This window comes from Mycolicibacterium sarraceniae (assembly GCF_010731875.1).
Lineage (GTDB): Bacteria > Actinomycetota > Actinomycetes > Mycobacteriales > Mycobacteriaceae > Mycobacterium > Mycobacterium sarraceniae.
The window spans coordinates 466,558-491,113 of record NZ_AP022595.1; the positions used below are offsets into that span (position 1 = coordinate 466,558).

General features: G+C 65.6%; 21 protein-coding genes and 1 riboswitch. Of the genes, 15 read left to right on the forward strand and 6 right to left on the reverse strand.

Annotation, left to right across the window (positions count from 1 at the left end; genetic code table 11):
• Window positions 1-95: 95 nt before the first annotated feature.
• Window positions 96-215: riboswitch (SAM riboswitch) on the forward strand.
• Window positions 216-257: 42 nt separating this feature from the next.
• Genes G6N13_RS02490 through G6N13_RS02510 form a run of 5 tightly spaced genes read left to right on the forward strand, consistent with a single transcriptional unit; the run spans window position 258 to window position 5,938 of the window.
• Entirely contained in the window at window positions 258-1,625 is a 1,368-nt protein-coding gene (locus G6N13_RS02490; protein WP_163694671.1) for a bifunctional o-acetylhomoserine/o-acetylserine sulfhydrylase, read from the forward strand.
• Window positions 1,626-1,636: 11 nt separating this feature from the next.
• A complete protein-coding gene (metX, locus tag G6N13_RS02495; protein ID WP_163694672.1) occupies window positions 1,637-2,776 on the forward strand; it encodes a homoserine O-acetyltransferase MetX in 1,140 nt (379 codons plus the stop codon).
• The gene (locus G6N13_RS02500) at window positions 2,773-3,507 is read left to right on the forward strand and encodes a class I SAM-dependent methyltransferase (protein WP_163694673.1); all 735 of its coding nucleotides are present in this window, start codon (window positions 2,773-2,775) and stop codon (window positions 3,505-3,507) included. Before metX ends, G6N13_RS02500 begins: the two co-directional genes overlap by 4 nt.
• 11 nt (window positions 3,508-3,518) lie before the next feature.
• Window positions 3,519-4,703 (forward strand): GGDEF domain-containing protein, encoded by a 1,185-nt coding sequence (locus G6N13_RS02505; RefSeq protein ID WP_163694674.1) that lies wholly within the window; start codon window positions 3,519-3,521, stop codon window positions 4,701-4,703.
• A gap of 11 nt (window positions 4,704-4,714) precedes the next feature.
• Complete coding sequence (locus G6N13_RS02510; RefSeq protein WP_163694675.1) at window positions 4,715-5,938, forward strand: GGDEF domain-containing protein; 1,224 nt, start codon at window positions 4,715-4,717, stop codon at window positions 5,936-5,938.
• A 150-nt stretch (window positions 5,939-6,088) separates the two neighbouring features.
• Here G6N13_RS02510 and G6N13_RS02515 read toward each other — a convergent pair whose 3' ends face one another.
• Both G6N13_RS02515 and G6N13_RS02520 read right to left on the reverse strand, forming a co-directional pair.
• Window positions 6,089-6,373: a DUF3017 domain-containing protein gene (locus G6N13_RS02515; RefSeq protein WP_163701582.1), complete on the reverse strand. Its 285-nt coding sequence runs from the start codon at window positions 6,371-6,373 to the stop codon at window positions 6,089-6,091.
• Window positions 6,374-6,414: 41 nt separating this feature from the next.
• Window positions 6,415-7,263 carry a bifunctional methylenetetrahydrofolate dehydrogenase/methenyltetrahydrofolate cyclohydrolase gene (locus G6N13_RS02520; protein WP_163694676.1) on the reverse strand — a complete coding sequence of 283 codons (849 nt, stop codon included), beginning with the start codon at window positions 7,261-7,263 and terminating at the stop codon, window positions 6,415-6,417.
• Between the two features lie 70 nt (window positions 7,264-7,333).
• Between G6N13_RS02520 and G6N13_RS02525 the strand changes: the two genes are divergently transcribed.
• From G6N13_RS02525 to nicT, 4 genes are all read left to right on the forward strand, one after another.
• Window positions 7,334-8,533: an NADH:flavin oxidoreductase gene (locus G6N13_RS02525; RefSeq protein ID WP_163694677.1), complete on the forward strand. Its 1,200-nt coding sequence runs from the start codon at window positions 7,334-7,336 to the stop codon at window positions 8,531-8,533.
• 37 nt (window positions 8,534-8,570) lie between these two features.
• On the forward strand, window positions 8,571-11,126 hold the full coding sequence (locus tag G6N13_RS02530; RefSeq protein ID WP_163694678.1) for an FHA domain-containing protein: 2,556 nt from the start codon (window positions 8,571-8,573) through the stop codon (window positions 11,124-11,126).
• Window positions 11,127-11,216: 90 nt separating this feature from the next.
• Window positions 11,217-11,513, forward strand: coding sequence for a DUF1942 domain-containing protein (locus G6N13_RS02535; protein WP_163694679.1), 297 nt, complete (start codon window positions 11,217-11,219; stop codon window positions 11,511-11,513).
• Between the two features lie 544 nt (window positions 11,514-12,057).
• Window positions 12,058-13,182 (forward strand): Nickel transporter NicT, encoded by a 1,125-nt coding sequence (gene nicT, locus G6N13_RS02540; protein ID WP_407663862.1) that lies wholly within the window; start codon window positions 12,058-12,060, stop codon window positions 13,180-13,182.
• 77 nt (window positions 13,183-13,259) lie between these two features.
• On the opposite strand, the gene G6N13_RS02545 is transcribed toward nicT, so the two are convergent.
• Window positions 13,260-13,550, reverse strand: coding sequence for an ArsR/SmtB family transcription factor (locus G6N13_RS02545; protein WP_163701585.1), 291 nt, complete (start codon window positions 13,548-13,550; stop codon window positions 13,260-13,262).
• A gap of 348 nt (window positions 13,551-13,898) precedes the next feature.
• On the opposite strand from G6N13_RS02545, the gene G6N13_RS02550 reads away from it, so the two are divergent.
• A complete protein-coding gene (locus G6N13_RS02550) occupies window positions 13,899-14,519 on the forward strand; it encodes a superoxide dismutase (RefSeq protein WP_163694681.1) in 621 nt (206 codons plus the stop codon).
• Between the two features lie 18 nt (window positions 14,520-14,537).
• Entirely contained in the window at window positions 14,538-14,780 is a 243-nt protein-coding gene (locus G6N13_RS02555) for a hypothetical protein (protein ID WP_163694682.1), read from the forward strand.
• Between the two features lie 71 nt (window positions 14,781-14,851).
• Here the strand turns inward: G6N13_RS02555 and G6N13_RS02560 are convergent, their stop codons facing one another.
• Window positions 14,852-16,273, reverse strand: a complete 1,422-nt coding sequence (locus G6N13_RS02560) for a short-chain fatty acyl-CoA regulator family protein (RefSeq protein WP_235677905.1) — start codon at window positions 16,271-16,273, stop codon at window positions 14,852-14,854.
• Window positions 16,274-16,400: 127 nt separating this feature from the next.
• On the opposite strand from G6N13_RS02560, the gene prpD reads away from it, so the two are divergent.
• The 4 genes from prpD to G6N13_RS02580 are packed head-to-tail and all read left to right on the forward strand — an operon-like array spanning window position 16,401 to window position 23,348.
• Complete coding sequence (gene prpD / locus G6N13_RS02565) at window positions 16,401-17,909, forward strand: 2-methylcitrate dehydratase PrpD (RefSeq protein ID WP_179965130.1); 1,509 nt, start codon at window positions 16,401-16,403, stop codon at window positions 17,907-17,909.
• Window positions 17,906-18,826: a methylisocitrate lyase gene (gene prpB / locus G6N13_RS02570; protein ID WP_163694684.1), complete on the forward strand. Its 921-nt coding sequence runs from the start codon at window positions 17,906-17,908 to the stop codon at window positions 18,824-18,826. The genes prpD and prpB overlap by 4 nt, the downstream gene beginning before the upstream one ends.
• A complete protein-coding gene (locus G6N13_RS02575; RefSeq protein ID WP_163694685.1) occupies window positions 18,823-19,935 on the forward strand; it encodes a bifunctional 2-methylcitrate synthase/citrate synthase in 1,113 nt (370 codons plus the stop codon). The genes prpB and G6N13_RS02575 overlap by 4 nt, the downstream gene beginning before the upstream one ends.
• A 20-nt stretch (window positions 19,936-19,955) precedes the next feature.
• Window positions 19,956-23,348, forward strand: a complete 3,393-nt coding sequence (locus G6N13_RS02580; RefSeq protein ID WP_163694686.1) for a pyruvate carboxylase — start codon at window positions 19,956-19,958, stop codon at window positions 23,346-23,348.
• 32 nt (window positions 23,349-23,380) lie between these two features.
• Here the strand turns inward: G6N13_RS02580 and G6N13_RS02585 are convergent, their stop codons facing one another.
• Both G6N13_RS02585 and folP read right to left on the reverse strand, forming a co-directional pair.
• Entirely contained in the window at window positions 23,381-23,746 is a 366-nt protein-coding gene (locus tag G6N13_RS02585; protein WP_163694687.1) for a (2Fe-2S) ferredoxin domain-containing protein, read from the reverse strand.
• A gap of 46 nt (window positions 23,747-23,792) precedes the next feature.
• Complete coding sequence (gene folP / locus G6N13_RS02590; RefSeq protein ID WP_163694688.1) at window positions 23,793-24,542, reverse strand: dihydropteroate synthase; 750 nt, start codon at window positions 24,540-24,542, stop codon at window positions 23,793-23,795.
• Between the last annotated feature and the right edge of the window lie 14 nt (window positions 24,543-24,556).

Consider the following 24,556-nt stretch of genomic DNA (forward strand, 5'->3'; position numbering starts at 1 on the left):
TCGTATCCGCGGAGAGGTCTGCGTCACAGTCGCGCCGGAACCGTGGTCGATAACCCGCTGGCCTCCCGTTACGAAGGTCCGCTATGCTTCAAGGCGGTCATGAGCGCCAGCGTCAAGCCCCGGCTCGCTGGCCGGCAACCCTCCAACCGCGGTGGGGTGCTCCGGGTGAAGACCAGGTTGAGCAGCTGTATCTAGCTGCACGGCAAGCGCGGGTCCGTGGATGACGGGCCCCCAGGACAGATGGAGGTTCGTTTCACGTGACCACACCCGAAACCGAAGACGCGAGCGCGAGCTGGTCCTTCGAGACCAAACAGATCCACGCCGGGCAGACCCCCGACAGCGCCACGCATGCCCGTGCGCTGCCGATCTATGCGACCACGTCGTACACGTTCGACAACACCGAGCACGCCGCAGCGCTGTTCGGGCTGGCCGAGCCGGGCAACATCTACACCCGGATCATGAATCCGACCCAGGACACCGTCGAGCAGCGCATCGCGGCGCTGGAAGGCGGCGTCGCCGCGCTGTTCCTGTCCTCCGGTCAGGCCGCGGAAACCTTCGCGATCCTGAATATCGCCGGGGCCGGCGATCATATCGTCTCCTCCCCGCGCCTCTACGGCGGCACCTACAACCTGCTGCACTACACGTTGCCCAAGCTGGGCATCGAGACCACGTTCGTGACGGACCCCGACGATCCGGCGTCCTGGCAGGCGGCGGTCCAGCCGAACACCAAGGCGTTCTTCGCCGAGACGATCTCCAACCCACAGATCGACGTGCTCGACATTCCGGCGGTGTCCACGGTGGCCCACGACAACGGAGTGCCGCTGATCGTTGACAACACCATCGCCACGCCCTACCTGATCCAACCGATCGCCCACGGCGCCGACATCGTGGTGCACTCGGCGACCAAGTACCTCGGCGGCCACGGCACAGCGATCGCCGGCGTGATCGTCGACAGCGGCAAGTTCGACTGGCGCGTTGAACAATCTGGGCACGCCAAGTTCCCCGGGTTCACCACCCCGGACCCCAGCTATCACGGTGTCGTCTTCGCCGAACTCGGCCCGCCCGCCTATGCACTCAAGGCCCGCGTCCAGTTGCTGCGCGACCTGGGTTCGGCGGCGTCGCCGTTCAACGCCTTCCTGGTGGCCCAGGGCCTGGAGACGTTGAGCCTGCGCATCGAGCGCCATGTGTCCAACGCGCTGAAGGTCGCCGAATACCTGGCCGCCCATGAGGATGTCGTGTCGGTCAACTACGCGGGTCTGCCCACCTCGCCGTGGTATGAGCGTGGAAAAAGGTTGGCGCCCAAGGGAACCGGCGCGGTGCTGGCGTTCGAACTGGCCGGCGGTGTCGAGGCGGGCAAGGCGTTCGTCAACGCGCTGACACTGCATAGCCATGTCGCCAATATCGGCGATGTGCGCTCGCTGGTGATCCACCCGGCGTCGACCACACACCAGCAGCTGTCGACCGAAGAGCAGCTGGCCACCGGTGTCACCCCGGGTCTGGTGCGTCTGGCCGTCGGCCTCGAGGGGATCGATGACATCCTGGCTGACCTGGACCGTGGCTTCGCCGCCGCCAGGTCCACGTCAGACGGGCAGGCATCGGACCCGCGTGCCGTGGCAGCCTTTTGAGTGAGCCTGATATGACCCTTTCTGATGAGCGCATAGTGGCGCTGCCGGCCGAGGGCGAGATCGGTGTCGTCGACATCGGCCCGCTGACGCTGGAAAGCGGCGAGGTACTCGCGGACGTCTCGATCGCGGTGCAGCGCTGGGGCGAACTCTCCCCCACCCGCGACAACGTGGTGGTGGCGCTGCATGCCCTGACCGGCGATTCGCATCTGACCGGGCCAGCCGGCCCCGGCCACCCGACGCCCGGCTGGTGGGACGGTGTCGCCGGCCCCGGCGCACCGATCGACACGAGCCGCTGGTGTGCGGTGGCCACCAACGTGCTCGGCGGCTGCCGCGGCTCGACCGGGCCCAGCTCGCTGGCTCGTGACGGTAAGCCGTGGGGTTCGCGATTCCCCGTCATCACCGTGCGCGACCAGGTCAACGCCGACGTGGCTGCGCTGGCCGCGCTCGGCATCACCGACGTCGCCGCGCTGATGGGCGGTTCGATGGGCGGCGCACGGGCCTTGGAGTGGATGATCGGCTACCCCGAGCGGGTGCGCGCCGCGCTGGTATTGGCCGTGGGTGCTCGTGCGACCGCCGACCAGATCGGGACGCAGAGCACTCAGATCGCAGCCATCAAGGCGGACCCGAACTGGCAGAACGGCGACTATCACGGCACCGGGCGCAATCCCGATGCCGGGCTGGAGCTGGCCCGACGGTTCGCACATCTGACCTACCGCGGCGAGGCCGAGCTGGACGACCGGTTCGGCAACGACGCGCAAGACGGCGAGGACACGTTGGCCGGCGGCCGGTATGCGGTGCAGAGCTACCTGGAGCACCAGGGCGCCAAGCTGGTCGAGCGGTTCGACGCGGGCAGCTACGTGACGCTGACCGAGACGCTGTCCAGCCACGACGTCGGGCGCGGACGCGGCGGAGTGGCCGCGGCCCTGGCGTCCTGCCCGGTGCCGACGGTGGTCGGCGGGATCACCTCAGACCGGCTCTACCCGCTGCGCCTGCAGCAGGAGTTGGCCACGCTCCTGCCGAACTGCTCGGGGCTCAATGTCGTCGAATCGGTCTACGGCCATGACGGTTTCCTCGTCGAGACCGAGGCGGTGGGCGAATTGATCCGCCGGACACTGGATCTGGCCGAGTGCGAAGGTTCTCGGACCCGGTGACCGAGACGCGGCGCGAACGCTCACTGTCCTTCGGATCCGAGGCCGCCGCCTACGAGCGGGGTCGTCCGTCGTATCCGCCACAGGCGATCGACTGGCTGTTGCCTCCCGGCGCACGCGACGTCCTGGACCTGGGCGCCGGTACCGGCAAGCTGACCACCCGGCTGGTGGAACGCGGCCTGGATGTGGTGGCCGTCGATCCGTTGGCCGAGATGCTGGAGCTGCTCAGCTCGGCACTGCCCGGCACCCCGGCACTGCTGGGCACCGCCGAGCAAATCCCGTTGCCGGACAACAGCGTCGACGCGGTTCTGGTGGCGCAGGCCTGGCATTGGTTCGATCCGGAGCAGGCCGCCTCGGAGGTGGCGCGGGTGCTGCGGCCGGGTGGGCAGCTCGGGCTGGTGTGGAACACCCGTGACGAAAGATCGGGGTGGGTCAAGGATCTGGGCCGCATCATCGGCCACGAGGACGACCCGTTCAGCAGGTCGGTCACGCTGCCCGAACCGTTTACCGACGTGGCCCGCCACCACGTCGAGTGGACGAGTTACCTGACGCCGCAGGCTCTGATCGACCTGGTGGCATCGCGCAGCTACTGCATCACCCAACCGGCCGCGGTGCGCACCCAGACGCTCGCGGAGGTCCGCGAGTTGCTGGCCACCCATCCCGCGCTGGCCAACTCGACCGGTTTGGCGCTGCCGTACATCACGGTGTGTCTCCGCGCGACGCTGGGCAGTTAAAGTTGGCGGGCATGGGGGTGTCCGCCGAACAATGGCTATCCACACTGGCCGCCGCGGGGTTATCGGCGTTCCATTGTCGGCGAGACACGGCTGGGCTCTCGATGGTGTCACGGACACCCGAGTTCATGGGAGTCATGCAGTCGATCACCGGTCAGCTCGACGAGCAGTCGCTGCTGGCCCGCCTCGACGACCAGTGGCCGTCGGCGGTCGGCAATGCCGCTTTCACTATCGCGGCGCAGCAAGAACCCTTCTGGCAATGCATGATTCGCGTCGTCGACGCCGAGCAGGGCGACTATCTGGCAATCCTGCGTCTGCCCGACGAGCTGCAAGCCTCCCACGACGCGTTCGTCACGATCATCGAGAACCTGCCGGACGTCGTCACCCGCTACAGCCGCGAGTTCCGCTGTATCTATGCGAATCCGGCGCTGGGAGTGGCCACCGGTATCCCCGCAGAGACTCGCTTTGGCAAGACGTACGCCGAGACTGGCGCCCCTGTCGCGCTCGACGCTGAATTCGAAGCCGCCTTTCAACGGGTGGTGGACACCGGTGAGCCGATTGAGATCGCGTTCGACTATGCCGGGCCGAGTGGCGTACGGCACTACCTGGGGCGCGCGACGCCCGAGTTCGATCACGAGGGTCGCGTGACCTCCATTCTGTCCGTCGTCCGCGATATCAGTGAGGTCAGACGGCTGCAACACCAGCTGGAACAACTTGCCCGCACCGATCCGCTGACGGCGCTGCTGAACCGGCGTAGCTTCACCGCGCGCCTGGGCCTCGAACTGGACCTGGTCCAGCGTGGGCAGGCCGGCTTAACGCTGTTACTGCTGGACCTCGACAACTTTAAGGACATCAACGATCGGTTCGGCCACGTCGCGGGCGACCGGGTGCTCGAGACGGTGGGTCAGGTCCTGACCGAGGAGACACGTCCCCAGGATGTCGCGGCTCGACTGGGCGGCGACGAGTTCTGCGTCGCGCTCATCAATACCGACGCCGACAGTGCCCGCGACGTCGCGCAGCGCATCAGCCGGCGGATCCGGGGTATCTGCGGCCAGGATGGACGGCCACTGGGGATATCGGCGAGTGTCGGTGTGGCCCAGGCCGAAGAACAGGACAAGACGGCCGAGGATCTGCTGTCCCGCGTGGACGTGCTGCTGTACCAGGTGAAGTCGAGCGGGACCACCGCTGGGACGGTCTAGAGTCGATGGCTATGGAGGAAGCCTGGCTGCAGTGGTTTGCCGCATCGTCGGTGCCAGCCTTTCTGTGCCGCCGGGATGGCGGCCGAGTTGAGATCACCTCGCGAACACCGCAGTTCGCCACTGCTGTCGGTCCGGGTGCGGGCCAGCTCGGCGAGACCATCTTGCTGGCCGGGGTCGGTTCGACGTTGCCGGACATTGACAGTTCACCGGCGGCGGCACGCTTCTCCGATGCACCGGACTGGGAGTGCACACTGCAGGCACTGGACGATCCACCCACCGCGTGGCTGGGAATTCTGCGTCTGACTACCGAACGCCAGCGGCACTGCGAGACGTTCTTCTCGATTGCACAGGCATTGCCCGACATCGTCGCGCGCCTCGACCGTAACCATCGGCACGTCTACATCAATCCCCGCATCGAACGGGAGACCGGGATTCCGGCCCAGTTGTTCATCGGCAAGAGCAAGCGCGAACTCGGCCTGCCCCCAGAGCTGGTGGCGCAGTGGGAACCGTTGGTCGACCGCGTGTTGCGCAGCGAGGAACCGGCCGAGGAGGAGCAACAGCTTCCCACGATCCACGGAGTGCGGACGTTCCTGACCCGGGTGGTGCCGGAACGCTCGCCAGACGGCCGGGTCCGTACCGTGCTCAGCACGTCACACGACATCACCCGACTCAAGTCGCTCCAGCAACAATTGGCCGAGTTGGCCTGTACCGACCCGCTGACGTCAGTACTCAACCGGCGGGGTTTCTCCGAACGCATTGAGGTTGAGCTGTCCCGCGTCCACTGTGGTGGCGGCCCACTCAGCCTGCTCTTGCTCGACGTCAACGACTTCAAATCGGTCAACGACAGGTTCGGCCACCTCGCGGGCGACAACGTGCTGATGGCCATCGGGGATGCTCTGCTACGCGAGGCCGGGCCGAACGATTTCGTCGCCCGCCTAGGCGGCGACGAGTTCTGCGTCGCCCTGGTAGATTCCGACGCTGCGGACGCCAGCGCAATCGGCGAAAGAATTCGCCGGCGCATCAGCGGACTTGGCCCCGGCGATCGCTGTCCGTGCCAGATCGGCGTGAGCATCGGACTCACCGCTGCCGCAGTGGGCGATCACACCGTGTCCGATCTCATAACGCGAGTCGACAGGCAGATGTACCAGGAGAAGTCCTCCACAGTCCGGACCTTTCTAACCGGGCAGGCCGAACCACCGGCCCAGCGCGGCGCGCAAGCGCTGCGCATCGGCTAGCCCGAACGTCAAAGCGAGGGCGGCGTCACTGAGCGCTCTTCGGGTGTCGGCTTTCTCGCGCTCGCGCAATCCCTGCGGTGCGGTCATGCCGCCACCGTACGACTGAAATCGCCTACCGCGCACAGTTGCCCATCGGGCAAGATTGACGGACTACGACGTGCCCAGCGGGTCGATCGTCGACGCGATGTAGACCATCGCCACACACACCGTGGTCATGGTCGCGAAATCGACGCCACGCGAGCGCACCACCAACAGCCCGGCACGATCCTCGGACAGCACCAGACGCAGCGCGGCGGCCACCCCGACTGCGATGCCGATCAGCAGCGAGCCGCGGCGCCAGAACTCTGCCGCCACGAGAACGAACGCGACCACGAAGATCACCCCGACACCCAGGATGGGCCACTGCGAACGCACCACGCGACCGATGAAGGCCACTGCCTCCGCACGGGTCGGCAGCCAGCGCTCGGCCCGCGCGGTCACCGGGCCGCTTCGGCCAGTTCGACGACGTTGGTCAGCAGGAATGCCCGGGTCAGGGGACCCACCCCACCCGGGTTGGGCGAGATATGCCCCGCGACGTCCCAGACATCGGGATGCACGTCGCCAGTGAGCCTTCCGTCGACCCGGCTCACGCCCACATCGATGACAGCCGCGCCGGGACGCACCATGTCGGCGGTCAGCATGTGCGGCACCCCGACCGCGGCGACGATAATGTCGGCCTGCCGCGTCAGCGCGGGAAGATCGCGAGTTCCGGTGTGGCACAACGTCACTGTCGCGTTCTCGCTGCGACGGGTCAACAGCAGGCCAAGCGGGCGGCCGACGGTGACACCGCGGCCGATGACCACCACATGCGCACCCGCGATCGGCACGTCATAGCGCCGCAGCAGGTGCACAATCCCGCGCGGGGTGCACGGCAGCGGCGCATCTTTGCCGAGCACCAACCGGCCCAGATTGGTCGGGTGCAGTCCGTCGGCGTCCTTGTTGGGATCCACCCGTTCCAGCGCGGCGTTCTCGTCGAGGTGCCGCGGGAGCGGCAGCTGCACGATATAGCCGGTGCACTCGGGGGTGGCATTGAGCTCGTCGAGCGAGTCATCGAGCTGCGCCTGGCTGACGTCGGCGGGCAGGTCGCGGCGGATCGAGGTGATCCCCACCTTTGCGCAGTCGGAGTGCTTGCCCTTCACATAGGCATGCGAACCGGGGTCGTCACCGACGAGCACCGTGCCCAGTCCAGGGGTGCGTCCCTCGGCGGTCAGCGCCGCCACGCGCTCGGTGAGATCGACGAAAATCTCGTCACGGGTGAGCTTGCCGTCCAGGGTGATAGCGACCACGCGCCACATTCTTCCATCGCACCGGGAGCTGTCGTTGACAGCATCTCCTACCGGATGGTCAGCTGCGGTTATGAACAGCGCGCCCGATGTGTTCGGCCCGGCCACACTCGGCCCCATCACACTGCGTAACCGCATCATTAAATCGGCCACCTTTGAAGCCCGCACACCCGACAACGTCGTCTCCGACGACCTGATCGCTTTCCACCGCGCGATCGCCGCCGGCGGCATCGGCATGACGACGGTCGCGTACACCGCGGTGAGCCAGGGCGGCCGCACCAACGGCGGACAGATCTGGATGCGCCCGCAAGCCGTACCCGGTCTGCAGCGTCTGGCCGACGCGATCCACGCCGAGGGCGCGAAGATCAGCGCGCAGATCGGCCATGCCGGCCCGGTGGCCAATGCCCGGTCGAACAAGGCCACCGCGCTGGCCCCGGTGCGCTTCTTCAACCCGCTGTCGATGAAGTTCGCCAAGCACGCCAGCCGCGACGACATCAATGACGTCATCGCCGCCCACGCCTCGGCGGCCCGGTTCGCCATCGACTCCGGTTTCGACGCCGTCGAAATCCATCTCGGCCACAACTATCTGGCGAGCTCGTTCCTATCGCCGATGCTCAACCGCCGCACCGACGAATTCGGCGGCTCGCTGGAGAACCGGGCGAAGGTGGCCCGCAGCATTGTGATGGCCGTGCGCCGCGAGGTCGAGCGACTCGGCCCGGCCCCGATCGCGATCACCGCCAAGCTCAACATGGCCGACGGGGTACGCGGCTCCATCAACATCGAAGAGTCGTTGCAGACCGCCAAGTGGCTCGAGGAAGACGGCGGCCTGGACGCCATCGAACTGACGGCCGGCAGCTCGCTGCTCAATCCGATGTACCTGTTCCGCGGGGACGCCCCGGTCAAGGAGTTCGCCGCCGCGCAGAAGTGGCCGCTGAACTGGGGCATGCGCATGACCGGTACGAAATTCATGCGCGAATATCCCTACCAAGAGACCTACCTGCTCAGTGATGCCGAGAAGTTCCGCAAGGAGCTGACGATGCCGCTGATCCTGCTCGGCGGTATCACCAACCGCGACTCCATGGATCGCGCGATGGCCGCCGGCTTCGAATTCGTCGCGATGGGCCGCGCCCTGTTGGCCGAGCCGAATCTGCTCAATCGCATCCAGGCCGACGGCGCCGCACATTCGGTGCGATCGCTGTGTACGCACTGCAACAAATGCATGCCGACGATTTACTCGCGGACCCTTTGTGTGGTGACGGGCGGTCCGGCATGACGAGCAGTCGGCGTCGCTACCGATAGAGTTAGCGGCGATGACTCGACCAGCCGCACCCGTTCTGACAGTTCGCTACGACGGGTCGGAGCGCACCTTCGCCGCAGGCCATGACGTCGTGGTAGGCCGCGATCTGCGCGCCGACGTGCGAATCGCCCACCCGTTGATATCGCGTGCCCACCTGGTGTTGCGCTTCGATCACGGCCGATGGATGGCCGTCGACAACGGCTCACTCAACGGCATGTTCGTCAATGGCCGCCGGATGCCGTCGGTCGATATCACCGATGGCATGACCGTGAACGTCGGCAATCCCGACGGGCCCCCGATGAGCTTCGGGCTTGGCCGCGACCAGGGTTCGGTGGGGCGTCCGCCGCAGACCTCGTCGGTGCGCCTGGCCGCCCCGCCTTCCTCGCCGTCGTGGCCGGCCGCGCCGAGCCGGGGTGCGGCGACCGCCGGATCGTGGCAGCAGGCGCCGCCCGCGTATCCGACGAGTGGCTCGCGCGCCCAACCGACGTACCACCCGCCGACGGTCTCCGGACCTGCGGCGGCGCCCCCGCCCGCGACCGCGCCGACCCAGCTGCGCCAGGCGGTCGGCAAGGCCCCGGTGGGCGGATCGTCGAACCTCGCGACGTCGATGCTCAAGATCCTGCGGCCGGGCGCGCCCAGCGAGGTGCCGCCCGGCGGTATCAAGATCGGCCGCGCGACCGATAACGACATCGTCATCCCCGACGTGCTGGCCTCGCGCCACCACGCCACGCTGATCCCAACCCCGGGTGGGACGGAGATCGTCGACAACCGCAGCATCAACGGCACGTTCGTCAACGGCACGCGGGTCGACACCGCGATGCTGAACGAGGGCGACACCGTCACGATCGGCAACATCGACCTGGTCTTCGCCGGCGGCACGCTGGCCCGGCGCACCGAGACCGAGGCGGCCACCGCCACCGGCGGTCTGGACGTACGTGCGGTGACGTGGACCATCGAGAACAACAAGACACTGCTGGACAACATCTCGCTGACCGCACGCCCGGGAACGCTCACCGCGGTGATCGGCCCGTCCGGCGCCGGCAAGTCCACGTTCGCGCGACTGGTCGCCGGCTACACCCATCCGACGAGTGGCACAGTGACTTTCGAGGGTCACAACATCCACGCCGAGTACGCCTCGCTGCGCTCCCGGATCGGCATGGTGCCGCAGGACGATGTGGTGCACGGCCAGCTGACGGTCAACCAGGCGCTGATGTACGCCGCCGAACTGCGGCTGCCGCCGGACACCACCAAGGAGGACCGCCAGCAGGTGGTGGCCCAGGTGCTCTCCGAGCTGGAAATGACCCAGCATGGCGACACCCGAGTAGACAAGCTGTCCGGCGGACAGCGCAAGCGCGCATCGGTGGCATTGGAACTGCTGACCGGCCCGTCGCTGCTGATCCTCGACGAGCCGACCTCGGGCCTGGACCCGGCGCTGGACCGCCAGGTGATGACGATGCTGCGCCAGCTGGCCGACGCCGGCCGCGTGGTGCTGGTCGTGACGCACTCGCTGACGTATCTGGATGTGTGCGACCAGGTGCTGCTGCTGGCACCCGGCGGCAAGACCGCGTTTTGCGGGCCGCCCAGCCAGATCGGTCCGGCCATGGGCACCACCAACTGGGCCGATATCTTCAGCAGCGTCGCCGGCGACCCCGACGCCGCCCATCACCGGTACCTGACGCAGACCGGACCTGCTCCCCCACCGCCGCCGCTGGAGGCGCCGTCGAATATGGGCGAGCCGACGCACACCAGTCTGCTGCGGCAGTTCTCCACGATTGCGCGCCGCCAGATGCGGCTGATCATCTCCGACCGCGGCTACTTCATCTTCCTGGCACTGCTGCCGTTCATCATGGGCGTGCTGTCACTGTCGGTGCCCGGCACGGTCGGTTTCGGGAAGCCCGATCCGATGGGCGACGCCCCCAACGAGCCCGGCCAGATTCTGGTGCTGCTCAACGTCGGCGCGATCTTCATGGGGACCGCGCTGACCGTGCGCGATCTGATCGGCGAGCGGCCGATCTTCCGCCGAGAACAGGCGGTCGGGTTGTCGACGACGGCCTATTTGTTGGCGAAGGTCTGTATCTACGCGGTGTTCGCGATCGTGCAGTCCACGATCGTCACCGCGATCACCGTCGCGGGTAAGGGCGGGCCGACGCAGGGTTCGCTGACGTTCCTGAGCCCGACTCTGGAGTTGTTCGTGGTGATGGCCGCGACGACGGTCACCGCGGCGATGGTGGGTCTGGCGCTGTCCGCGCTGGCGAAGTCGAACGAACAGATCATGCCGCTGCTGGTCGTGGCTGTCATGAGTCAGCTGGTGTTCTCCGGCGGCATGATCCCGGTGACCGACCGCATGGTGCTCGATCAGTTGTCGTGGATCACCCCGGCCCGCTGGGGCTTCGCGGCGTCGGCATCGACGATCGACCTGATCACGCTGGTGCCCGGCCCGTTGACCCCCAAAGACGCGCACTGGCATCACACCGCGTCGGCGTGGTGGTTCGACATGGGCATGCTCGGGGCGCTGTGTGTCGGTTACCTGAGCCTGGTGCGGTGGAAGATTCGGCTCAAGAGCGCTTAGCTCGCAGGCCAGCTCCCGTTGAGGTGCAACGTCACTGGAATTCGCGTCAAGGTTGACCGCTGTTCATCCAACGTCCATAGCGTTCGGCGCATGAGGATGAAAGCGGCGGCGCTGGCCGCAGCAGTGAGCCTGTCGGTCGTGTTGGCCCCGACCGCGGCGGCCGATCCGAGTGTGGACAAATTCGGCGGCTGGAACCACCTTGTCGACAACGGCGGGCAGGTGATCACGATCTGGAAGATCAGTGATCTCAAGCCCAGCAGCGACACCATCCCCGGCTACCCGGTGGCGGGCAAGCTGTGGGAGGCCACTGCCAAGGTGCGCGCCGCCAAAGGCTCCGTGACGCCGATCATTCCGGACTTTAGCTCCCCGGGTGGCCAACGTTCGTGACGTTCTCGGCTGATCCCTTTGTCTGGTTTTACGAACGGGTTTCTTCTGTGCGTTCGCGAGGTTCTCAGCAAACGGCCTGCTGTGTCGCGGACTTGCGGACCAACCGACTCTCTGAAATGGGCGCTGTACCTACTTAATTCCCGCCTTTGACTTCCACGACGTTCACGCTCCGCGGCCTGCGCTGTCGGTCTGCGGACCGACCGCCGACTGCGCCGTCGACACCCGCAGCGACTTCGCCATCTAGGTGCATTGACAAGGTACGGCGCGGGGACGGTCCCAGATTGGTTGACTGAACCTGGGGCAGTCCCAACCTTCAGCCCCCGCATCGCGCTTCCGGTCCGGCCGGATTTGTCATCTACAGCGTTCTACCAGGAAGAGTCGGTATCGTCCGGGCCGTTCAAGTGAGCGGTGCGGAATCCGGTGCAAATCCGGTGCGGTCGCGCCACTGTGACCAGCGCCGCCGATTACCATTCGGCAGCGCTGGGAGTCAGACCCTCCCGCTCACCTCACCCACGACGGGGACGCGCAATCCCTCAGGGAGGTCATGGCCATGCCAATTGCAGCTGAATCGTCTCAAGCTCGCAATGTATTTCGGAGAATGGCCAAGTCCTGGAATCGGCGCGACTGGCTTGAGTTCAGCGCCCTGGTCGCCGCGATAGGCAGTCTGCACCTCGTCGGATTCGGATCGCTGGTAGTGCTTGTGGCTCCGCACCACTACCACGTCGGCACCCAGGTGTTCGGCGTCGGCCTAGGCATCACCGCCTACACTTTCGGACTACGCCACGCCTTCGACGCCGACCACATCGCCGCAATCGACAACACCACTCGAAAACTCACCGCTGACGGGAGTAAGCCCAAGTCGGTGGGATTCTGGTTCGCCATGGGCCACTCGATGATGGTCCTCGCGCTGGCCGTGTTGGTCGTGGCCGCCACCAGAATCGCGGGCACCCTATTGGACGATGACTCGGCGGCCCGCCAGTCGCTCGGGATTGCCGGAACGCTGGCCAGCGGACTGTTCCTGTGGCTGATCGGCATCATCAATGTCGTTGCTCTGATTGGCATCTGGCGGGTGTTCACGGCGCTGCGCCGTGGCGAGTTCAACGAGCAGGACCTTGAAGACCAATTGGAGAACCGCGGGTTCCTCGCACGCATACTGCGTCCAATCATGAAGCGGATCAAACATCCGGTCCAGATGTTCCCGGTCGGTATCCTGTTCGGGCTCGGTTTCGACACCGCGACCGAAGTGGCCCTGCTCGCTCTTGCCGGCACCGGCGCGGCTGCTGGTCTGCCTTGGTTCGCCGTGCTGACTCTCCCCGTATTGTTCGCCGCCGGAATGACCCTGATGGACACCGCCGACGGGCTGTTCATGACCGTCGCCTACGACTGGGCCTTCGCTAACCCTGTGCGCAAGATCTACTACAACATCACTATCACCGGCCTGTCGGTGGCAGTGGCACTACTGATCGGCAGCATCGAACTCGTCTCAGTGATGCACGACAACCTCGGCTGGACCACTCCGGTCACCGACTGGATCAGCGGCATCGACCTGAACAACTTCGGCTTCGTCATCGTAGGACTCTTCGTCATCACCTGGACCTGCGCGATCGCTTACTGGCGAATCAGCGGCGGCGAAAACCGATGGCAGACCGCGCCCGCGACCGACACCTAAACGAAGCGCATGATCGGCCGGGTGCCGGTAGGCCAACCAACCTAGACCCGCCCGATGTTGCCGATGAAGCGGGAGTGTCAGGTATGCGTGCCCTCACCGGAGGCGTGAGCGCCGATCCAATGCAACAGCTCGTGCACGGTCGGGTCGTCGAGTCGGTACCTCACACTGCGTCCGACGCGGGTGGCGCTGACCCAACCTGGCTGGCGCAGGATGCGCAGCGCCTGCGAGACGGTGTTCTCCGGTCGTCCCAGCGCTGCGGCCAGATCGCCCACGCAGATCCCCGGCGCACGGTGCAGCGCCAGCAGGATTTGCAGCCGGTTGGGGTCGGCAAGCAGATCAAAGCGCACTGACCAAGCCTGGGTATCCATCTCCAGCAATGCGGACTCCGCGTTGGCGATGCATTTGAGGCGGTCCACGCCAAACACTCTCCTGCGTCTGTTCGCTGCGTCGCCACGGGACGCAAGTAGAAGTACATCGATTGTGCAGCAGTCAATTCGGCAAGTGGCGCAGGTGGGCAACCGGGACACGCTGCCACCTCAATTCGAGGACGGCGGTTGATGTGCTGCATCGACTCCGGCGCTCCCGGTCGACCACACCCCCAACCTATCATCTGAACAGATGAACAGGTAGGTTGTTGTGGTTCCCGAAACTACGCATGCAGCGCGTTGACGGGACGCAAGCGAACATCATCGACGACCGACCGTGGAGGAAGCCTCATGGCTGAATACACCCTGCCCGAGCTGGACTACGACTACGGGGCTCTCGAACCGCATATTTCCGGACAGATCAACGAAATTCACCACAGCAAGCACCACGCCGCCTACGTCAAAGGCGTCAACGACGCCATCGCGAAACTCGAGGAAGCTCGGGCCAACGGTGACCACGCTGCTATCTTCCTCAACGAGAAGAACCTCGCCTTTCACCTGGGCGGACACGTCAACCACACGATCTGGTGGAAGAACCTGTCGCCCAATGGCGGCGACAAGCCCACCGGTGACCTCGCAGCGGCCATCGATGACCAATTCGGATCCTTCGACAACTTTCGCGCCCAATTCACCGCGGCCGCCAACGGCCTACAAGGTTCGGGTTGGGCCGTGCTGGGATATGACAGTCTAGGCGATCGGCTGCTGACGTTTCAGCTCTACGATCAGCAAGCGAACGTGCCCCTAGGCGTCATTCCGCTGCTGCAGGTCGACATGTGGGAACACGCCTATTATCTGCAGTACAAGAACGTCAAGGCCGACTATGTCACCGCCTTTTGGAACGTCGTCAACTGGGAAGATGTACAGAACCGGTTCGCCGCAGCCACTACCAAGACCTCCGGTCTGATCTTCTAGGTCGCCCGGCGGTGTGTTGTGGCTGACGATGAGAAGACGAGGTGGGCCATCGACGTCATGACCGCCTGGAACCAGGACGACTGCGCCTTCTTTCACGAACGCGTCGCGGCCTACCGTGCCGAACCGTGCGGTGACACGGGACTGATCACGGGGCTCGTGAACCTCAACAGTCTATTGCTGTCCGGGATGGAGATGACCACCGGTAAGACCCAAGCCGACATTCTCCAGGCCATCGCGTCGACCATCATGGGTAAGGGGTAACCGTGCCGGTTGCCGCGACAGCGGGCCCACGACTGCGGACCCGTTGCGCGTTCGGCGGCAACGACCTTCGTTTAGGGGACTGGGGAGTAGGGCAGGCTGCTGCTGGTCTGCGGGTCGACGTGGACCGCTCGTCCTACATAGGGGAATGCCCGTTGTGGGCAGGCGGGCCGGTCGCAGATCCGGCAGCCCGCGCCGATCGGTACCGCGGCTTGATGTGCGTTGAGATCGACGCCTACTGAGTAGACCAGCTTGCTGGCGTGGCTTAGTTCGCACCCTAGTCCGATGGCGAAGCTTTTCGGGGTGCCCAGATAGCTGCTCGGCGTCGACACCGACGTTCTGGCGAGCCAGAAGTAGCGGCGCCCGTCGGGCATCTCGGCGACCTGAGTGAGAAACTCCCCCGGTCTGGAAAAGGCATGGTGCACAACCCATAACGGGCAGTTTCCGCCGATACGCGAGAAGTGAAATGCCGTCGCGGACTGGCGTTTCGAGATGTTTCCGGCGCTGTCGGTCCGCACGAAGATGAACGGCACCCCGCGGGCCTCGGGCCGTTGCAGGTTCGACAGCCGGTGGCAGATCGTCTCGAAGCCGACCTCGAACCGGCGGGATAGTTGATCGATGTCGTACTGCAATTGCTCAGCGGAGTCGAGGAACTCGCGATACGGCAGCAGCAGCGCACCGGCGAAATAGTTGGCCAGACCGATCCGCGCCACTTCGCGCGCTTCCGCGCTGAGCTGGTCGTCTGCGGCCAGGATTGCGTCGATCAGTTCGGAGTGCAGCATCAGCGCCAGTTGTGTCGCGAGCTGGAACGCCCGCTGACCGGGCAGTAGCCACCGGGCCAGGAAGAGCACATTATCGTGGGGTTGAAAGCGGCGCTTCACGTTGTGTCCCAGTACATCACCATCATCAACCACCACGGCGATCCCGAGCTGTTCGGCCAGGAGTGCCGCAAGTTGTCCGTCTAGGCCGCCGACCCGCAATTCCCGGGTGCGGAAAAGCTCCTCGGCGGCTCGATCGAGTGAGTCGATGTAGTTACGCCGGTCGTAGAAGAAGTCGCGGACCTCTTCGAACGGCATTGGCTGCTGGGTACCGGGCTGGGCGTCCTGATTGGCTCGGCCGTGGACCGTCTCGAGTTCTGCGCTGGCGTCGTGCAACCTGCGATGCAGATTCACGATGGTCTGCCCGACCTCGGGCATGCGGGTCACCAATTCCTCAATCTGGGCGGTGGTTGCCGGCCCCTCGGTGAAAATCTCACGAAGGTCAGCCACCAGCCGCGCATCGGAATCGGTGGCGAAAAAGTGGGCGGGCAGGTTGAACCGTTCGGCCAACGTGAGCAACACCGGGACTGTGATGGGCCGCTGGTCATTCTCCAGCTGGTTGACGTAGCTCGTCGACAGATTCAGCGCACGGGCCAACGCCACCTGCGTGAGGCCGTGTTCTTCCCGCAGACGGCGCAACCGCGCCCCCGCGAACGTCTTACCCGGCGCTCCGGCCACGCCACGAGCGTACCCGGCATCACTTTCGCAATATTTGCAAAATCGCCCGACAAAGGACGCAAAAATACACATTTGCAGTGGATTTCCAGCAGTTCTCGGGGTGCGTAGCGTGCGAATCATGTCGAGCTTGCAGATCCATGAGGTCCGGACCCGCCGCAGCGCCGAGGAGTTCCCGCGCTCTGAACATCTCGCGTGGAAGATCGCCGAGTTGGCTGCCGACCCGGTCGCCGTGCCGGCGGAGACCGAGGCGATGGTCATCAACCGCATCATCGACAACGCGGCTGTCTCGGCGGCGTCGGTCATCAGGCGACCAGTCACCGTGGCGCGTGCCCAGGCGCTGGCGCACCGTACGGCCCATCGCGGTGCGAAGGTGTTCGGTGTCCCCGGCAGCGTCTCACCGGAGTGGGCAGCGTGGGCCAACGGCGTCGCCGTGCGCGAACTGGACTTTCACGACACCTTCCTGGCCGCCGAATACTCGCACCCCGGCGACAACATCCCGGCCCTGGTTGCCGTTGCCCAGCACCTAGACATCCGTGGTGCCGACCTCATTCGCGGCATCGCCACCGCCTATGAAGTCCAGATCGACCTGGTCAAGGGAATCTGCCTGCACGAGCACAAGATCGACCACGTCGCACATCTCGGGCCCGCCGTCGCGGCCGGCCTGGGCACCATGCTGCGGCTGGATCCCGAGACCATCTACAACGCGATCGGACAGGCACTGCATCTCACGACAGCGACCCGGCAGTCCCGAAAGGGTTTGATCTCCAGCTGGAAGGCCTATGCGCCCGCACTGGCCGGCAAGGTCGCCATCGAAGCGGTCGACCGCGCCATGCGCGGTGAGGGCTCACCCGCCCCGATCTGGGAGGGTGAGGATGGCGTCATCGCCTGGCTGCTCTCGGGGCCTGAGCACACCTACCAGGTGCCGCTGCCCAAGCCAGGAGAACCCAAGCGGGCCATCCTGGACAGCTACACCAAGGAACACTCCGCCGAATACCAAAGCCAGGCTCCGATCGACCTGGCCCGCCGGCTGCGCGACCGCATCGGTGATCTCGATCAGATCGCGACAATCGTCCTGCACACCAGTCACCACACCCACTTCGTGATCGGCACTGGCTCAGGTGATCCGCAGAAGTTCGACCCGGATGCCTCACGGGAGACCTTGGACCACTCGGTGATGTACATCTTCGCCGTCGCTTTGCAGGACGGCACCTGGCATCACGAACGGTCTTACGCGCCCGAGCGCGCGCACCGGCCCGACACGATCGAGCTGTGGCGCAAGATCTCCACCGTCGAAGACCCGGAGTGGACCCGTCGCTATCACTCCACCGATCCCGCCGAGAAGGCGTTCGGCGCCAAGGCCGTCGTCACCCTCAAGAACGGTGACGTCATCACCGACGAGCTCGCGGTCGCCGACGCGCATCCGCTGGGCGCGCGGCCCTTCGAGCGCGAGCAGTACGTCGCCAAATTCGCCGAGCTCGCCGAGGGGGTCGTGGAGGAGGCCGAACAGGAGCGCTTCCTGGTGACCGCCGCAGAGTTGGCCAGCCTCCAACCTGGCGAGGTGGATCGACTCAACGTCCTGGTCGACCCGCGGGTGCTGGACAAGGCGCCGACGATCCCGTCCGGGATCTTCTCGTGAGCGCCGGCCTGATCGGCGCGGTGGCTTCACCGGCCGACAAGCGCGCACGGTTCCGCAGAGGGCTGGATTCTGGTCGGCTGCTGCGCTTTCCGGGAGCGTTCTCACCGCTGGTCGCCAAGCTGATCGGCGAGATCGGCTTTGACGGGGTGTATGTGTCCGGTGCGGTGCTCTCGGCGGACCTCGGGTTGCCCGACATCGGCCTGACCACCCTGACCGAAGTCACCTCCCGCGGTGGCCAGATCGCCGGCGTGACCGACCTGCCGACATTCATCGATGCCGACACCGGATTCGGTGAGCCGATGAGCGCAGCGCGCACCGTGACCGTTCTCGAAGACGCCGGCCTGGCTGGTTGCCACCTGGAAGACCAGGTGAACCCGAAGCGCTGTGGCCACCTCGACGGCAAGGCCGTGGTGCCGACCGCAGAGATGGTCAAGCGGATCCGGGCGGCCGTCGCGGCCCGCCGCCACCCGAACTTCATCATCTGCGCCAGGACCGACGCCGCCGGAATCGAAGGCGTGCCGGCGGCTATCGACCGCGCGAAGGCCTATGCCGACGCCGGCGCCGATCTGATCTTCACCGAGGCCCTGCACACACCTGTGGACTTCGAACAATTCCGGGCTGCCGTCGACACACCGTTGCTGGCGAACATGACCGAATTCGGTAAATCAGAGCTTCTGAGCGCCGCCCAGCTGTCCGATATCGGCTACAACGTCGTCATCTACCCGGTGACCACATTGCGGTTGGCGATGCACGCCGTCGAAGTCGGCTTGCGTGAGATCCATTCCACTGGAACCCAATCCGGACTGCTCGACCAGATGCAGCATCGCAGCCGGCTCTATGAACTGCTGCGCTACGCCGACTACAACCAGTTCGACTCCGATATCTACAACTTCGCACTGCAAGGAGTGACCCGATGAGCGCTCCCACGATCCACAAGGGGCTGGCCGGTGTCGTCGTGGATACGACCGCGATCTCCAAGGTGGTCCCCGAGACCAACTCCCTGACCTACCGCGGCTACCCCGTGCAGGACCTGGCCGAGCAGTGCAGCTTCGAGCAGGTCGCCTATCTGTTATGGCACGGGGAGTTGCCGACCGATCAGCAACTGGCCTTGTTCACCCAGCGGGAACGGGCATCGCGACGGATCGACCGGTCGATGCTCTCGCTGCTGGCCAACCTTCCCGACAACTGCCATCCCATGGATGTGGTGCGGACCGCGATCAGCTATCTCGGCGCCGAGGATCCCGACGAGGATGACAGCAGCCAGGCCGCCAACTACGCCAAGTCGCTGCGTATGTTCGCGGTGCTCCCGACGATCGTCGCCGCCGATATCCGCCGTCGTCATGGGCTGGAACCCATTGCCCCGCACAGTCATCTGAGCTACGCCGAGAACTTCTTGAAGATGAGCCTGGGTGAGGTCCCCGAACCCGTCATCGTCACAGCCTTCGAGCAGTCGATGATCCTGTATGCCGAGCACAGCTTCAATGCCTCGACGTTCGCCGCCCGCGTGGTCACCTCGACTCAGTCCGATATCTACAGCGCGGTCACCGCGGCGATCGGTGCGTTGAAAGGGTCGCTGCATGGTGGTGCCAACGAGGCCGTGATGCACGACATGATCGAGATCGGTTCAGCCGATCGTGCCCCGGAGTGGTTGCACGGCAAGTTGTCCCGTAAAGAGAAGGTGATGGGGTTCGGCCACCGGGTGTACAAGAACGGGGATTCCCGGGTGCCGACGATGAAGGCCGCCTTGACGCGGGTGGTCGAGGCACGTAACGGGCAGCGCTGGATGGACATTTACAACGTTCTGGAGAGTTCGATGTATGCCGCCACCAGGATCAAGCCGAACCTGGACTTCCCGACCGGCCCCGCCTACTACCTGATGGGGTTCGATATCCCCAGCTTCACGCCGCTGTTCGTGATGAGTCGGATCACCGGGTGGACCGCGCACATCATGGAGCAGGCGGGGGCGAACGCGTTGATCCGCCCGCTCAGTGAGTATTCGGGCCAGCCGCAGCGCGCGCTCGCCTAGTTCCAGTTCGAAAGGGAAGTGTGTTCGCCAAGGTTCTAGTCGCCAATCGCGGGGAGATCGCGATCCGTGCGTTCCGCGCCGCCTTCGAGTTGGGTGCGGCCACCGTCGCGATCTACCCCTACGAGGACCGCAATTCGCTGCACCGCTCGAAGGCCGATGAGTCCTACCAGATCGGCGAGCCCGGGCATCCGGTACGGGCTTACCTCAGCGTAGAGGAGATCGTCTCGACCGCACAGGCGTGTGGAGCTGACGCGATCTACCCCGGTTATGGGTTCCTCTCGGAGAACCCCGAATTGGCCGCGGCGTGCACGGCAGCGGGTATCACGTTTGTGGGTCCGTCGTCGGAGGTGCTGGAGCTCACGGGGAACAAGGCACGGGCGATCGCGGCGGCACGCGCGGCGGGACTGCCGGTGCTGGCGTCGTCGGACCCGTCGGCCGACGTTGACGAGTTGATGGCGGCTGCGGCCGGCATGACCTTCCCGCTGTTCGTGAAGGCGGTGGCCGGTGGTGGTGGCCGCGGCATGCGCCGGGTCACCGAAGCCGGCGAGTTGCGGGAAGCCATCGAGGCGGCCTCCCGGGAGGCGGAATCGGCCTTTGGCGATCCGACGGTGTTCCTCGAACAGGCGGTGCTCAATCCCCGTCACATCGAGGTGCAGATCTTGGCCGATCACACCGGGGAGGTCATTCACCTCTTCGAGCGGGACTGTAGCGTGCAGCGACGCCACCAGAAGGTGATCGAGCTGGCACCAGCGCCGAATCTCGATCCCGAACTGCGACAGCGTATCTGCGCCGATGCGGTGGCGTTCGCCCGGGAGATCGGCTATTCGTGTGCAGGCACGGTGGAGTTCTTGCTCGACGAACGCGGCCAGCATGTCTTCATCGAGATGAACCCGCGAATCCAGGTCGAGCACACGGTGACCGAGGAGATCACCGACGTGGATCTGGTGTCCGCGCAGCTGCAGCTCGCGGCCGGGGCGACGTTGGCCGATCTCGGTTTGTCCCAAGAGACTCTGGTCATGCGGGGAGCGGCGATCCAATGCCGGATCACCACCGAGGACCCGGCGAATGGTTTTCGGCCCGATACCGGCCGGATCACCGGGTACAGGTCACCGGGGGGTGCGGGAGTCCGGCTCGACGGAGGCACGAACATCGGCGCCGAAGTCACGGCCCATTTCGACTCGATGCTGGTCAAGCTCACCTGTCGTGGCCACGATTTCCCCGCGGCGGTGCGCCGCGCCCGCCGTGCGGTGGCTGAGTTCCGCATCCGCGGTGTCTCCACCAATATCCCGTTCCTGCAGGCTGTTCTGGATGACCCGGACTTCCAGGCCGGCCGGGTGACTACTTCGTTCATTGAAGAACGCCCGCAGCTGCTGACTGCGCATGCCAGCGCCGACCGGGGTACCAAGATCCTCAACTACCTGGCCGATGTCACAGTCAATCAGCCGCACGGCCCGCGGCCGTCCGCGGTGTACCCGCGCGACAAGCTGCCCGACGTCGACCTGCGCACGCCCCCGCCGCCAGGCTCCAAACAGCGGCTCACCGAACTCGGCCCGGACGGTTTCGCGCGCTGGTTGCGGGATTCCCCGGCCGTGGCCGTCACCGACACCACGTTCCGCGATGCGCACCAGTCGCTACTGGCCACCCGGGTGCGCACCAGCGGACTGATCCGCGTGGCACCGTATATCGCTCGCATGACGCCGCAACTGCTCTCCGTCGAATGCTGGGGTGGCGCGACCTACGACGTCGCGCTGCGCTTCCTTAAACAGGATCCCTGGGAGCGCCTGGCCGCGCTGAGGGAGGCCCTACCCAACATCTGTCTGCAAATGCTGCTCCGCGGCCGCAACACCGTTGGCTATACGCCGTATCCGCTCAAGGTCACGCAGGCCTTTGTCGATGAAGCCGCGCAAACCGGCGTCGACATCTTCCGGATCTTCGACTCGCTGAACAACATTGACGCGATGAGACCTGCGATTGACGCGGTCCGGGGCACCAGGACGACCATTGCCGAAGTGGCGATGTCCTACACCGCAGATCTGTCCGATCCGGCCGAGACCTTGTACACGCTTGACTATTACCTGCGGTTGGCCGAGTCGATCGTGGAGGCCGGCGCGCATGTGCTGGCGATCAAGGACATGGCCGGGCTGTTGCGCCCGCCGGCGGCGGCGACCCTGGTGAGGGCGCTGAAGTCACGCTTCGACCTGCCGGTTCACGTCCACACCCATGACACCCCTGGTGGCCAGCTGGCCACCTACGTTGCGGCGTGGACCGCGGGTGCCGATGCGGTCGACGGGGCGGCGGCACCGCTGGCCGGAACCACCAGTCAGCCGGCGCTGTCGTCGATCGTGGCCGCGGCCGCCCACACCGAGTTCGACACCGGGTTGGACTTATCTGCGGTCTGCGGCCTGGAACCGTACTGGGAGGCCTTGCGAAAGGTCTACGCGCCATTCGATGTTGCGGCGGCCGGTCCGACATTTCCCACCGGGCGGGTGTACACCCACGAGATTCCGGGTGGGCAGCTGTCCAACTTGCGGCAGCAGGCGATCGCCCTGGGGCTGGGTGGCCGGTTCGAGGATATCGAGAATGCCTACGCTGGCGCCGACCGGATCTTGGGTCGTCTGGTGAAAGTCACCCCGTCGAGCAAGGCGGTGGGTGATCTGGCGCTGTCGCTGGTGGGTGCCGACGCCACCGCGGAAGAGTTTGCCGCGGACCCGGGGCGCTACGACATTCCCGATAGTGTCATCGGGTTCCTGTGCGGCGAGCTGGGCGATCCGGCTGGCGGGTGGCCGGAACCGTTGCGGTCTAAAGCTCTTGACGGTAGGGAACCTGCCAAACCTGAGCGCGAGCTGACGGCCGAGGACGAGTCGGTGCTGGCCTGCGCAGGCCCCACGCGGCAGGCCACGCTGAATCGTCTGCTGTTCCCTGGCCCGACGGCTGAGTTCGAGGCTCATCGGGACGAGTTCGGTGACACTAGCCGGCTGTCGGCGAACCAGTTCTTCTACGGGCTGCGTCACGGTGAAGAGCATTCGGTGAAACTCGAGCAGGGTGTCGAGCTCCTGATCGGATTGGAAGCAATCAGCGACCCCGACGAACGCGGGATGCGCACGGTGATGTGCATCATCAACGGTCAGTTGCGCCCAGTGCGGGTGCGAGACCGTTCAATCGCCTCCGACATTCCGGTGTCGGAGAAGGCCGATAAAACCAATTCCGATCATGTCGCAGCACCATTCGCGGGTGTGGTCACCCTGGCTGTAGCCGAGGGCGACGCCGTTTCGGTGGGGCAGACGGTGGCGACGATCGAGGCGATGAAAATGGAAGCGGCGATCACCGCGACGAAGGCCGGCGTGGTCGGCAGGGTCGCGGTCGCCCGCACCGCCCAGGTCGAAGGTGGTGACCTGCTGGTGGTCCTGCGCTGAAGCGGCCGCGAATGTCTCCGCGGAACGAACGGTCACGTGTGTTTTCGTGGTCGCTTGAAGCGGTATCTCCTAAGTTCGCGAGGGAATTCGGCCACTCCGGGCCCGCCGTCGCGCAGCCAGTCGGCGATGGCAGAGCCGGCCTCCTCGGTGAAGACGTAGCCGAGCCAGGTTGATCGCCCTCCATCTCGGTGTCCGTCCTGTGAGGGCGAGATCACCAGGACATTCGAGCGTTCGCACGGTCCGAGGCAGTCCGTGACTCGAAGATCGGCGACGCCCCGCATCAGCTCACGCAACACGCTGAGCTGGGCCTCGTGGTCGGTGTCGGGGTGCTTCTTGGAGGTGCCGCAACAGCATCCCCGGCACACCGTCACGGTGGGGCGAGTCCGGTCCAGAACCATGGCGGTGATCCTTCCTGATGTGAGCATTCGTTGCGTCTGACCGATGTCAGCCCCAGATCGCGTTCAGCATCGCGATCGTGTCAAGGGTCTCTGGGACGTCGTGGACCCGAATGATGTCCACTCCCGCTGACCACGCGGGGGCGATGACCGCCAGCGAGCCCGCCAGCCGGTCGCCGACACTGCGCCCAGTCACCGTGTGCAGGAACGATTTTCGGCTGACCCCCAGCAGAACCGGGAACGGTCCCTGGCACAACACGGGCAGATCCCGCAGGAGCCGCAGATTGTCGGCGGGCGACTTCCCGAAGCCGATGCCCGGATCGACCCACACTCGGGAGGCGCCGCACTCGATGGCCAAGTCGGCGGTGTCGGTCACCACCCTGGTGATGTCGGCGCTGACATCGCCGTAGCGCGGGTATACACCGGCGACGACGGGCACGGTGTGCGCGGGCATGCTGACGTATCCCACGCCGAGACGTCCGGCCACCTCGTAGAGCTTGCCTGACACGTCGTTGACGATGCGGGCACCCGCATCGACGGCCGCCTGCGCAACCTCGGCATGTCGGGTGTCCACCGCGACGACCCCGAATCGGGCCAGCTCGGCCACGACCGGAAGGATGCGGTCGAGCTCCTCGTCCACCGACACCGGTACTGCACCTGGGCGGGTCGACTCGCCGCCGATGTCGACGGCCCACGCACCGGCCTCGAACATCTGCTGTCCAGCGCGAACCGCCTGTTCGAGTGTCTCGAATCTGCTTTCGGCCCAGAAGGAATCAGGTGTGACATTGACGATTCCCATCACCCTCAGAGGGG